Here is a 12047-nt window from a genome sequence, read left to right as displayed (position 1 = left end):
ACCGCCGCGGCGAACGGAGCGATCTTCGCCTCGGCGAGGGCACGCACCGACTCCCGGAGCATGTCGTGCTCCTCCGAGGGCCGATACAGGTCGAAATCAGACGAACCCGCCACGTTCACTCACTCCCACGCTTGCTAACTACCGTTAAGTAACCCAAATGGTAGGGCGTGACCCGTCCCCGGACCAGGGCACCACGACAGGCACCGTGACCGGCCCGACTATGCTCGGGCAGGCATTCCGCCCGACGTTCCCTGGAGTCCCGCATGGCCCTCAAGATCACCGTGATCGGCACCGGCTACCTCGGCGCCACCCACGCCGCGGCCATGGCGGAGCTGGGCTTCGAGGTCCTCGGCCTGGACGTCGTCCCCGAGAAGATCGAGATGCTCTCCGCCGGGCGCGTCCCCATGTACGAACCGGGGCTCGAGGAGCTGCTCGCGAAGCACGTGGCCGGCATCGAGGGATCGAGCGGCCGGCTGCGCTTCACCACCTCCTGGGAGGAGGTCGGCGCCTTCGGCGACGTGCACTTCGTCTGCGTGAACACCCCTCAGAAGCACGGCGAGTACGCCTGTGACATGAGCTACGTGGACGCCGCCTTCGCCTCCCTCGCCGGAGTCGTCCGCGACGGGGCCCTGGTCGTCGGCAAGTCGACCGTCCCGGTCGGCTCGGCCGAGCGGCTCGCGGAGCTCCTCCCCGAGGGCGTCGAGCTCGCCTGGAACCCGGAGTTCCTGCGCGAGGGCTTCGCCGTCGACGACACCCTGCACCCGGACCGGATCGTCGTCGGCGTGCGCGGCGAGCGGGCCGAGAAGACGCTCCGCGAGGTGTACGCGGTCCCCGTCGGCGAGGGCTCGCCGTTCGTCGTGACCGACTTCCCGACGGCCGAGCTGGTGAAGACGGCCGCGAACTCCTTCCTCGCGACGAAGATCTCCTTCATCAACGCCATGGCGGAGGTCTGCGAGGCCGCGGGCGGCGACGTCGCGAAGCTCGCGGAGGCCATCGGCCACGACGACCGGATCGGCGCCAAGTTCCTGCGCGCCGGCATCGGCTTCGGCGGCGGCTGCCTGCCCAAGGACATCCGGGCCTTCATGGCCCGCGCGGGCGAGCTGGGCGCCGACCAGGCCCTCACCTTCCTCCGCGAGATCGACTCGATCAACATGCGGCGGCGCGGCCAGATGGTGGAGATGGCCCGCGAGGCCCTCGGCGGCTCCACCTTCCTGGGCCGCCGGGTCGCCGTGCTCGGCGCCACCTTCAAGCCGGACTCGGACGACGTCCGCGACTCCCCCGCGCTGAACGTCGCCGGCCAGATACACCTCCAGGGCGGCCAGGTGACCGTCTACGACCCGAAGGGCATGGACAACGCCCGCAAGGTCTTCCCGACCCTCGGCTACGCCTCCTCGGCCCTGGAAGCGGTGCGCGGCGCGGACGTCGTGCTGCACCTGACCGAGTGGCGCGAGTTCCGCGAGCTCGACCCGGCCGAGCTGGCCGGGGTCACCTCGACGCGGGTCATCCTCGACGGCCGCAACGCCCTCGACGGCGAGCGCTGGCGGGCGGCCGGCTGGGCGTACCGGGCGATGGGCCGCCCGACCGCCTGACGTACGGCGAACCCGAGAGGGGCGCGCCGCGCGGCGGTGCGCCCCTCTCGCGTACCCGCCGTCAGGCCGCGGCCGGCCGGATCCGGTTCGTCCGGGCCAGGAACTCCGTCTCCCGCAGCGCCCGGGTGGCGTTGGCGTGGGCGAGGCCGACGAGTTCCCGGGCGGTCCAGCCCCGGCGGAGCAGCTCCGCGAAGAGCGGTACGTAGCCCGCGGCCGGGGCGGTGGTGTGGGAGACGCCCGCGCAGTGCGGGCCCGCCTCCGCCCGTACCCGGTCGAGGGCGTCGGCGGCGGCCTCCGGGTCCTCGGTGACGGCGACCATGAGGACGGCGCCGTTCTCGCCGAGGAGGCGCAGGACGTCGTCCGGCAGGGCCTCCGGAGCCGCCCTGGTCAGCAGGGCGGGGGCGCGGGTGACCGCGAGGGCCAGGCGGACCGTGTCCGGGTCGGCGCCGGAGAGGTCCACGGCCAGGCCGATGCGGTTCATCTCCCGTACCGCGTCGCGGGCGAAGCGGTCGAAGCGGGTGAGGTTCACGGCCCGCACACCGAGGGCGTGGTAGGCCCGCAGGGTGGCGGCCGAGCCGCCGAGCGCCGTCCAGTTCACCGGGCCGAGCAGGGCGGCGACGCGGCCGCAGTTGCGGGCGTGGGCCAGCTCGGAGGTCGTGTACGCGAGGCGCAGGTCCTCGGGACAGGCGGCGACGAGGGCGCGGACGGAGTCGATCCGCCGCAGGGTCCCGATGACGCCCTCGTCGGGACCGACGTCCAGGCACCAGAGCTGGGCCCCGGTCTCCGGGGCGCGGGCGGGCGGCAGGTCCTCGGGGTCGAGGGAGCCGGGGAGTTCGGCGTGGCCCTCGGTGACGGGCTGGGCGGCGAGGAGGGCCTTGGCGCGTGCCGTCTCGTCGAGCGGCGGAGGTGGCTCCGGGGCGGCGGGCACGGTCGGGAGGGTGGTGGGAAGGTCGTCTAGCAGTTCCGCCATGGTGTTACTCCGGACTCGGCGATGCAGTACCGCCCCGCCGAGAGCGGCGGGGCAGTACCGTCCACCGTGCCACCGGCCCCTGAGCGGGGCTCGGCGGAGTGGGCCGTCCGGGTGAGGACCCGTCACACGGGCGCCGTCACAGGCGCCGTCGCACGGGACCCGTCACACGGGCCCTACGGCGCGTCCAGCACGTCGATCGTCGCGTTCGACGGGGCTGTGCGGCCGCGCAGGTCGCGGGAGACGGCCTCCGCGTCGCGCAGGACGCGGACCGCGTTGGACCAGGTCAGCTTGGCCAGGTCCTGGTGCGACCAGCCGCGGTGCAGGAGCTCCGCGATCAGGTTCGGGTAGCCGGCGACGTCGTCGAGGCCGGCCGGGGTGAAGGCCGTGCCGTCGTAGTCGCCGCCGATGCCGATGTGGTCGATGCCGGCGGCCTCGCGCATGTGGTCGAGGTGGTCGGCGACCGTGGAGACGGTGGCGATCGGGCGCGGGTGGAGCGCCTCGAAGGCGCGGTGGACCTCCATGCCGCGCGGGGTGGTGTCGAGGTGGTGCAGTCCGTGCGCCCGCATGTTCTCGTCCGCGCGGTTCGTCCACTCGACGGCCGCGGGGAGGATGAACTTGGGCACGAACGTGGCCATCGCGACACCGCCGTTGGCGGGCAGCCGCTCCAGGACGTCGTCCGGGACGTTGCGCGGGTGGTCGCAGATCGCGCGGGCCGAGGAGTGCGAGAAGATCACCGGCGCGGCCGAGGTGTCGAGCGCGGCCCGCATGGTGCTCGCGGCGACGTGCGACAGGTCGACGAGCATGCCGCTGCGGTTCATCTCGCGGACGACCTCGCGGCCGAACGCGGTCAGACCGCCGACGCGCGGCGCGTCGGTCGCCGAGTCCGCCCAGTCGTTGTTGTCGTTGTGCGTGAGCGTCATGTAGCGCACGCCGAGGGCGTGCAGCGCGCGCAGCGTGGCGAGGGAGTTGTTGATCGAGTGGCCGCCCTCGGCGCCCTTGAGCGAGGCGATACGGCCCTGCTTGCGGGCCGCCTCCATGTCGTCGGCGGTCAGGGCGGGCGCGAGCTCGCCCGCGTACCGGTCGAGGAGCTGGTCGACGATGTCGATCTGCTCCAGGGTGGCGCTGACGGCGTGGTCGCCGGTCAGCTCGCAGGGCACGTACACCGACCAGAACTGGGCGCCGACCGCCCCGGCCCGCAGCCGGGCGAGGTCGGTGTGGAGCGCGCCGGTCTGGTCCGCGCCGATGTCCATCCGGTCCAGGTCGTAGCGCACGTGCTCGCGCAGCGCCCAGGGGAGGTCGTTGTGGCCGTCGACGACGGGGTGGCCCGCGAGCAGCTCGCGGGCCTCCTCCAGACGGTCGGCCGCGCTCACCTGGCGAAGCCGAAGGACTCGGCGCCCTCGACCTTGGCGCGCAGGCGCTTGCCCTTCTCGGTGGCCTGGTCGTTGAGCTCCTGCTGGAACTCGGTCATCCGGGCGAGGAGGTCGGCGTCGTGCGCGGCGAGCATCCGGGCCGCGAGCAGACCCGCGTTCCGCGCGCCGGCGACGGAGACCGTGGCGACCGGGACGCCGGCCGGCATCTGCACGATCGAGAGCAGCGAGTCCATGCCGTCGAGGTACTTCAGCGGCACCGGCACGCCGATGACGGGCAGCGGGGTGACGGAGGCGAGCATGCCCGGCAGGTGGGCGGCGCCGCCGGCGCCCGCGATGATCGCCTTGAGCCCGCGGCCCGCGGCCTCCTCGCCGTACGCGATCATCTCGCGCGGCATCCGGTGGGCGGAGACGACGTCGACCTCGTACGGGATCTCGAACTCGTCCAGGGCCTGCGCCGCGGCCTCCATCACGGGCCAGTCGGAGTCGGATCCCATGACGATGCCAATGAGCGGATTACTCAACGATCGTTCCTCGCAGATAGCCGGCGGCGTGACGGGCGCGCTCCAGCACGTCGTCGAGGTCGTCGCCGTAGGTGTTGACGTGGCCCACCTTGCGACCGGGCTTCACGTCCTTGCCGTACATGTGGATCTTGAGCTGCGGGTCCCTGGCCATGCAGTGCAGGTACGCGGAGTACATGTCCGGGAAGTCGCCGCCCAGGACATTGCACATCACGGTCCACCGCGCGCGGGGGCGCGGATCGCCGAGGGGCAGGTCGAGAACCGCCCGGACGTGGTTGGCGAACTGCGAGGTGATCGCCCCGTCCTGGGTCCAGTGGCCGGAGTTGTGCGGGCGCATCGCGAGCTCGTTGACGAGGATGCGGCCGTCCGTGGTCTGGAACAGCTCGACGGCGAGGTGGCCGACGACGCCCAGCTCCTTGGCGATCCGCAGGGCCAGCTCCTGGGCCTGCCCCGCCAGCTCCTCGTCGAGATCGGGAGCGGGCGCGATGACCGTGTCGCAGACGCCGTCGACCTGGCGGGACTCGACGACCGGGTAGGCGACGGCCTGGCCGTGCGGGGAGCGGACGATGTTCGCCGCGAGCTCGCGGACGAAGTCGACCTTCTCCTCGGCGAGGACCTGGACGCCGGCGAGGAAGGCGTCGCGGGCGTCCTCGGGCGTGCGGACGAACCAGACGCCCTTGCCGTCGTAGCCGCCGCGGACGGTCTTCAGGATGATCGGGAAGCCGCCGACCTCGGCCGCGAAGGCCTCGGCGTCCGCCGGGTCCGCCACGATGCGGTGCCGGGGGCTGGGCGCGCCGAGCTCGTCGAGCCGCGCGCGCATCACCCCCTTGTCCTGCGCGTGCGCGAGGGCCTCGCGGCCGGGGCGGATGACGATGCCGTCCGCCTCCAGGGCCGCCAGGTGCTCCGCGGGCACGTGCTCGTGATCGAAGGTGATCACGTCGCAGCCGCGCGCGAAGTCACGCAGCGTGTCCAGGTCGCGGTAGTCGCCGAGGACGACCTCGCTCACCACCTGGGCCGCGGAGTCCTGCGGGGTGTCGCTGAGGAGCTTGAACTTGATGCCGAGGGGGATACCCGCCTCGTGGGTCATGCGGGCGAGCTGCCCGCCTCCGACCATGCCTACCACGGGGAACGTCACCCTCTTAGGGTATCCGCACCATCGGGGAACACTCGTCCGGCTGTGGATTGCCACAAGGACGGAGCGGACGGGGGACGGGTTCTCCACAGGTTTGCGCGGTACACAGGCGGGTGACAGGGGCCCTGGTTAGAGTGGTTGGGTTGACGTCGCCCGGACGTCGACCGGACGGACGGGACAGAGCGATCACCATGAGTGAACCCGGCGCGCTGCGCATGCGACTCCAGGGGCTCTTCCGGGAGGTCGCCAAGTTCGGCGCCGTCGGTGCCGTCGGGGTCCTGGTCGACCTCGGGGTGTTCAACCTCGTCCGCCACTTCTCGGACCTGCCGGTCGTGCGGGCGAGCGTCATCGCCACCGTGGTCGCGATCGTCTTCAACTACCTCGGTTTCCGGTACTTCACCTACCGGGACCGGGACAAGAGCAGCCGCGCCAAGGAGCTGACGCTCTTCCTCGTCTTCAGCCTGGTCGGCCTGGTGATCCAGAACGGTCTGCTGTACGCGGCGACGTACGGGTTCGGCTGGGACACCCCGCTGCAGAGCAACTTCTTCAAGTTCTTCGGCATCGGCGTCGCGACGCTGTTCCGCTTCTGGTCGTACCGCACGTGGGTGTTCCGCGCGCTGCCGGCGAAGGAGGCCGTGCAGACCGCCGAATCGTTCCTGGAGCAGGCCCCGCGGCAGGCGGACCGCCGCCAGCCCGACCGCGTCTGACCCCTCCCCCGCCGGCTTTTACCGTACGGGGCGCTCCTGCGGCTCCTTGGCGACGCTCCTGACCTCGCGGCTCAGGAACAGCGCGAAGACCGGGGGCTGCTGCTGGAGCAGCTCCAGACGGCCGCCGTCCGCCTCCGCCAGGTCCCGGGCCACCGCGAGGCCGATCCCCGTCGAGCTGCGCCCGCTCACCGCCCGCTCGAAGATCCGCGCGCCGAGGTCGGCGGGGACGCCCGGGCCCTCGTCGGTGACCTCGATGACCGACTGGTTGCCGGTGACGCGGGTGCGCAGGGCGACCGTGCCGCCGCCGTGCATGAGCGAGTTCTCGATCAGGGCGGCGAGGACCTGGGCGACCGCGCCCGGGGTGCCGACGGCCCGCATCCCCTGCTTGCCGGAGTGCACGATGGCCCGCCCCGCGCTGCGGTAGGCCGGGCGCCACTCCTCGATCTGCTGCTTGACGACCTCGTCGAGGTCGAAGGCGACGGCGGAGCCGGTGCGGGGGTCCCGCGCGTTGGTGAGGAGCCGCTCGACGACGTCGGTGAGCCGCTCGACCTGGGTGAGCGCGATCGTCGCCTCCTCCCGGACCGTGTCGAGGTCGTCGGACATGGCGACCTCCTCCAGGCGCATGGAGAGCGCGGTGAGGGGCGTACGGAGCTGGTGGGAGGCGTCGGCGGCGAGCCGGCGCTCGGCGGTGAGCATCCGGGCGATGCGCTCGGCGGAGGCGTCGAGGACGTCCGCGACCCGGTCGAGCTCGGGCACCCCGTACCGCTTGTGCCGGGGCCGCGGGTCGCCGGAGCCGAGCCGCTCGGCGGTCTCCGCGAGGTCGGTGAGCGGCGACGTCAGCCTGTTCGCCTGCCGTACGGCGAGGAGGACGGCGGCGACGACCGCGAGCAGGGCCACGGCGCCGATGATCAGCAGGGTGCGGCCGACCTCGGCGGTCACCTCGGAGCGGGACTCCTCGACGACCACGGTCTCGCCCCGCTCGCCCTCGGCGAGGCCCCGGATGACCTGGCCCTCGGGGCGGTCGCCGATCTCGATGGTGTCGCGGCCGGGGATGCGGATCTGGGCGTACCGCTTGGCGCCGCCCTGCTGGGCGAGGATGCCGGGGTTGACCGGCTCGCCGCCGATGAGCCGGCTGTCGACGATGGAGACGAGCCGGAGGGCCTCCGAGTCCACGCTCTCCTGGGCGCTGTTGGAGATCGTGCGGCTCTCCACGAGGACGAGCGAGCCGCCGAAGACGGCGATGACGACGAGGACGACGGCGAGCGTGGAGTTGATCAGGCGGCGGCGCATGGACCCAGTGTGCCAAGGCCCTGACGGGGCACGGGGCTCCTCCTGAGGGCGCCATGACGACGGCCGGTGCGGCAGCCCTGAGCGCGGGGGGGCTCCTCCGGAGGGGGGCGCCCCGAAGACGGCCGGTGCGGCAGCCCTGAGCGCGGGGAGCGCCCCCGGAGGGCGCCCTTGACGACGACCGGTGCGGCAAGGACCTGAAGGAGCGCGGGGAACTGCGCGACCGGCCCACGACGGCGGACGGCCGCGACACGAAGCGCACCCCTGCGGCGATACCGCGCCGGGCCGGCCGGGCCCCGGCGCCTAGCTCTTCTCGAAGCGGAACCCGACTCCCCGGACCGTCGCGATGTAGCGCGGGTTCGCCGCGTCGTCGCCGAGCTTCTTGCGCAGCCAGGAGATGTGCATGTCGAGGGTCTTCGTGGAGGACCACCACGTGGTGTCCCAGACCTCGCGCATCAGCTGGTCGCGGGTGACGACCCGGCCCGCGTCCCGTACCAGGACACGCAGCAGGTCGAACTCCTTCGCGGTGAGCTGGAGCTCCTCGTCGCCCATCCAGGCGCGGTGCGACTCGACGTCGATGCGGACGCCGTGGGTCGCGGGCGCGGCGGCGGGCTCGGTGGAACCGCGCCGGAGCAGGGCCCGGACCCGGGCGAGGAGCTCGGCGAGCCGGAAGGGCTTGGTGACGTAGTCGTCGGCGCCGGCGTCGAGCCCGACGACGGTGTCGACCTCGTCCGCACGCGCGGTCAGGACCAGGATCGGCACCGTGTGGCCCTCGGCGCGCAGCCGGCGGGCGACCTCCAGGCCGTCCATGCCGGGCAGGCCCAGGTCGAGCACGACCAGGTCGACCCCGCCCTGGAGGCCGGCGTCGAGGGCGGTCGGGCCGTCCTCGCGGACCTCGACCTCGTACCCCTCTCTCCGCAGGGCGCGGGCCAGCGGTTCCGAGATGGATGCGTCGTCCTCGGCGAGCAGTACACGGGTCATGGGGTGATGGTAGTCCGCACGGCGCCCGGGCCGGGGCGGGATCCGCAGGGCCCGGATGACCCCTGGGGATCTTGTGGGCATCCAGCAGATGACCTTCGAATGATCGCGTACGGTTCCTTCGTCGCCTGTGATCCATCTCTCAAGTCCTTCCATATCCGGCACTGTCGTGTCGTATGGTGGCGATACGTCAGTAGCGGTAATCGGGGACCTTTGGCCGACTTCACACGCCAAGGTCCTCTTTCTGCTTAGGTCCGGCTCCGCCGAACCTGGAGACGGTGAATGACCTGTGGGCCGGGTCCCGGGACGCGACAACGCGTCTGCCGGGGCGTGGATCCCGGTGGAGTCACTCGACCCCGCCGGTGCCGGCCTCCCCCACCGGGCGCACCACGCTCACAAGGCGTGCGTCCCGACAGAGCAAGGATCGACATGGCGTCCAGCCTGACGACGACTTCGACCGGAACCTCTGGTTCCGAGAAGACGTTCTTCGGCCACCCCCGTGGCCTGGCCACCCTCTTCATGACCGAGATGTGGGAGCGTTTCTCCTACTACGGCATGAGGGCCCTTCTCGTTCTGTACCTGGTCTCCGGCGGCGCCGACGCGGCGACCGGCAGCCAGGGTGGCGGCCTCGCCATGACCGCGGCGACCGCGACGGCGATCTACTCCGTCTACGTCTCGATGGTCTACCTGATGGCCATGCCCGGCGGCTGGTTCGGTGACCGCGTCTGGGGCGCCCGCAAGACCGTCACCATCGCCGGCTTCGTGATCATGCTCGGTCACGCCTCGCTGGCCATCCCCGGCCAGGCGATGTTCTTCGTCGGCCTGGCGCTGGTCGCCGCCGGCTCCGGTCTGCTGAAGGCCAACATCTCCACGATGGTCGGCCACCTCTACGACGGCCCGGACGACCCGCGCCGTGACGGTGGCTTCACCCTCTTCTACATCGGCATCAACGTCGGCGCCTTCCTCGCCCCGCTGGTCATCGGCACCGTCGGCGAGAGCCACAACTGGCACCTGGGCTTCCTGCTCGCGGCCATCGGCATGGCCGTCGGTCTGGGCCAGTTCCTGTTCGGCACCCGCCACCTGAGCGAGAAGAGCAGCGTGGTCCCGAACCCGCTGTCCGACGCCGAGCGCAAGTCCGTCCTCGTCAAGGTCTGCGCCACGATCGCCGTCGTCGCCGTCTTCTACGGCATCGTCGTCGCCGCCGGCATGTACACCCTGAACTGGGCGCTCGTCCCGATCACCCTCGCCGGTCTGCTCATCCCGATCGCCGTGATCGTCCGCATCAAGCGCGACAAGGACCTCGACAAGGCCGAGCAGTCGAAGGTCACCGGCTACATCTGGTTCTTCGTGGCCGCGGCCGTCTTCTGGATGATCTACGACCAGGGCGGCTCGACCCTGTCCCTCTTCGCGGACAGCAAGACCACCGACCACATCGGTCCGCTGAGCTTCCCGGCCACCTGGTTCCAGTCGCTCAACCCGCTCTTCGTCATGGCGCTGGCCCCGGTCTTCGCCTGGCTGTGGCTGTGGCTCTCCCGCCGCAACCAGGAGCCGAGCACCATCGTGAAGTTCTCGCTGGGCCTGGTGGGCATCGGCATCTCGTTCTTCGTCTTCCTGGCCCCGATCGGCATGGCCGGAGACGGCAAGGTCAGCCCGATGTGGCTGGTCGGGATCTACTTCATCCAGACCGTCGCCGAGCTGTGCCTCTCCCCGGTCGGCCTCTCCGTCACCACGAAGATGGCGCCGCAGAAGTACGCCTCGCAGATGCTGGGTGTCTGGTTCCTCGCCGTCACCGCCGGTGACTGCACCACGGGTCTGCTCTCCCTCGCGGGCGTGGACCTGAACGGCACCGGGATCATCGCGCTGCAGGCCGTGGCCGTCACGGTCGCCGCCGCCGCGGTCTTCATGTACCGCAAGAAGGTCAAGGCGCTCATGGGCGACGTCCACTGACGTCACCCGCCCCGCACGGAGGGCCCGTCGCACCGCACCGGTGCGACGGGCCCTCCGTCGTTCGTCACCGCCTGAGCCGCGCCCACGGGGTGAAGGTGAAGACCGCGCCGCCGACCAGGATGATCGTGCCCGCGACGAGGGCCAGGGCGCGCAGGGCGCCGTCGTCGTCGGCGCCGGTGTGGGCGAGGTTCCCGCCGCCGGAGGCGTCGGAGCCGCCGGAGCCGGTGGTCGTGCCCGTGGTCGTGCCGCCGTCGGAGCCGCCGGAGGCGCCGCCGGCCTGCTTGCTCGTGTCCAGCTCCAGGGAGGCCTGGACGGAGCCCTTGACCTGGCAGGGGATCTCCATGTTCACGGTGCCGAGGGTGACCGTGATGGTGAGCGTGCCGGGGCTGAGCGTCGACTTGCCCGTCGCGCCCGGCCGGTACGTGCCCTTCATGTCCTCCAGGCTGACCGGGGCGCCCCTGGTGAGGGGGGTGGGATTCGCCGCGCCGGTGACCTTCACCGTGCCGTTGTCGGCCCCGCCGAGCTTCACCGCCATGGACGGCTTCAGGGCACCCTTGGGCAGATCGGCGGGGCTGTCCATGACGCCCTTGGCCGTCTTGACCGTCAGGTCGTAGACCTCGCCGTTCTTCTTGGCGTTGATCGTCACCTTGGAGGAGATGTCGGGCGGACCGGGGCTCTGACAGGCGAACGCGACGGAGACCTCCTTGCCGGGGAAGTCGGTCTGCCCACCGGAACCGCCGGAGCTCCCGGAGCCGCCGGAGGTGGTGGTGCCGCCGGAGGTGGTGGTGCCGCCGGAGGCACTCGTGTCGCCCGAGGCCGAGGACCCTCCGGACGCGGTGGTCCCGCCGGCCGTCGTCGTACCGCCCGACGTGGTCGTCGTCCCCCCGGACGTGGTGGTCCCGCCCGAGGCCGAGGAATCACCCGAGGTCGAAGCGCCACCGGAAGTGGTCGTCGAACCACCGGACGTCGTCGAAGAACCACCGGACGTGGTCGTCGACCCCCCGGACGCGCTGCCCCCTCCCCCCTCCGTCACCTTGATCGTCGCGCCGGCCGGCACCGTCTCCTTCGGGGAGCACTTGGTGTCCGTCGACAGGGGCTTGGACACGTTGATCGTGTACTTGCCAGGCGTCAGCGTGAACTCGCCCGCCTTGTCCAGCTTCAGCTTCCCCTTCATGTCGGGCAGCACCATCGGGCTGTTCTTGGGGATCGGCGGGTTCTGCCGGGGTCCCTCCATCGCGACGGTCCCGCTGCCCGCGCCGCCGACGGTGAGGACGCCGGTCGGCTTCACCGTGTCCTTGTCGAGGTCGAGCACGTCGGGGTTCTTCGACGCGGCCTGGACCGTCTTCCAGACGATCTCGACCTCGTCGCCGACCTTGGCCTCCGCGGGTGCGGTGATCAGCACCTTCGTGGTGCCCTGCACGGGCGGGAGGCCCGAGATCGGCGGCGGAATGCACTCCGTCGCGTACGACACCTCGGCGGCCTGGGCGGGGCCGGCGGCATACAGGATCCCCGCGCCGCCGAGCATCAGCGCGACCCCGGCCGCGCTCAT

At 71.8% G+C, this 12047-nt stretch carries 10 protein-coding genes; 3 read left to right on the top strand and 7 right to left on the bottom strand.

Annotated elements, in window-relative coordinates; translation table 11 throughout:
* Positions 1-263 precede the first annotated feature (263 nt).
* Entirely contained in the window at positions 264-1589 is a 1326-nt protein-coding gene (locus ACFYX3_RS28920; RefSeq protein WP_389019222.1) for a UDP-glucose dehydrogenase family protein, read from the top strand.
* Between the two features lie 61 nt (positions 1590-1650).
* Here the strand turns inward: ACFYX3_RS28920 and ACFYX3_RS28915 are convergent, their stop codons facing one another.
* The 4 genes from ACFYX3_RS28915 to ACFYX3_RS28900 form a co-directional block, all read right to left on the bottom strand.
* Entirely contained in the window at positions 1651-2559 is a 909-nt protein-coding gene (locus tag ACFYX3_RS28915) for a membrane dipeptidase (protein WP_382659643.1), read from the bottom strand.
* A 173-nt stretch (positions 2560-2732) separates the two neighbouring features.
* Positions 2733-3929, bottom strand: a complete 1197-nt coding sequence (locus tag ACFYX3_RS28910; protein ID WP_389019218.1) for a dipeptidase — start codon at positions 3927-3929, stop codon at positions 2733-2735.
* Positions 3926-4423 carry a 5-(carboxyamino)imidazole ribonucleotide mutase gene (purE, locus tag ACFYX3_RS28905; protein WP_086824477.1) on the bottom strand — a complete coding sequence of 166 codons (498 nt, stop codon included), beginning with the start codon at positions 4421-4423 and terminating at the stop codon, positions 3926-3928. Before purE ends, ACFYX3_RS28910 begins: the two co-directional genes overlap by 4 nt.
* Positions 4424-4442: 19 nt before the next feature.
* Positions 4443-5582 (bottom strand): 5-(carboxyamino)imidazole ribonucleotide synthase, encoded by a 1140-nt coding sequence (locus ACFYX3_RS28900; RefSeq protein WP_359507880.1) that lies wholly within the window; start codon positions 5580-5582, stop codon positions 4443-4445.
* A 188-nt stretch (positions 5583-5770) separates the two neighbouring features.
* Here ACFYX3_RS28900 and ACFYX3_RS28895 point away from each other — a divergent pair, with 188 nt between their 5' ends.
* On the top strand, positions 5771-6286 hold the full coding sequence (locus tag ACFYX3_RS28895; RefSeq protein WP_376594918.1) for a GtrA family protein: 516 nt from the start codon (positions 5771-5773) through the stop codon (positions 6284-6286).
* 18 nt (positions 6287-6304) lie between these two features.
* On the opposite strand, the gene ACFYX3_RS28890 is transcribed toward ACFYX3_RS28895, so the two are convergent.
* The gene (locus ACFYX3_RS28890) at positions 6305-7576 is read right to left on the bottom strand and encodes an ATP-binding protein (protein WP_376594917.1); all 1272 of its coding nucleotides are present in this window, start codon (positions 7574-7576) and stop codon (positions 6305-6307) included.
* A 300-nt stretch (positions 7577-7876) separates the two neighbouring features.
* Positions 7877-8554, bottom strand: coding sequence for a response regulator transcription factor (locus ACFYX3_RS28885; protein WP_041129540.1), 678 nt, complete (start codon positions 8552-8554; stop codon positions 7877-7879).
* 426 nt (positions 8555-8980) lie between these two features.
* Between ACFYX3_RS28885 and ACFYX3_RS28880 the strand changes: the two genes are divergently transcribed.
* Entirely contained in the window at positions 8981-10498 is a 1518-nt protein-coding gene (locus ACFYX3_RS28880; RefSeq protein ID WP_389019210.1) for a peptide MFS transporter, read from the top strand.
* A 64-nt stretch (positions 10499-10562) separates the two neighbouring features.
* Here the strand turns inward: ACFYX3_RS28880 and ACFYX3_RS28875 are convergent, their stop codons facing one another.
* Entirely contained in the window at positions 10563-12047 is a 1485-nt protein-coding gene (locus ACFYX3_RS28875; RefSeq protein WP_389019207.1) for a hypothetical protein, read from the bottom strand.

Source organism: Streptomyces sp. NPDC002463, assembly GCF_042889835.1.
Lineage (GTDB): Bacteria > Actinomycetota > Actinomycetes > Streptomycetales > Streptomycetaceae > Streptomyces > Streptomyces nymphaeiformis.
The sequence above is the reverse complement of the archived record's forward strand: the minus strand, read 5'-3'. Positions and strand labels throughout refer to the sequence as shown.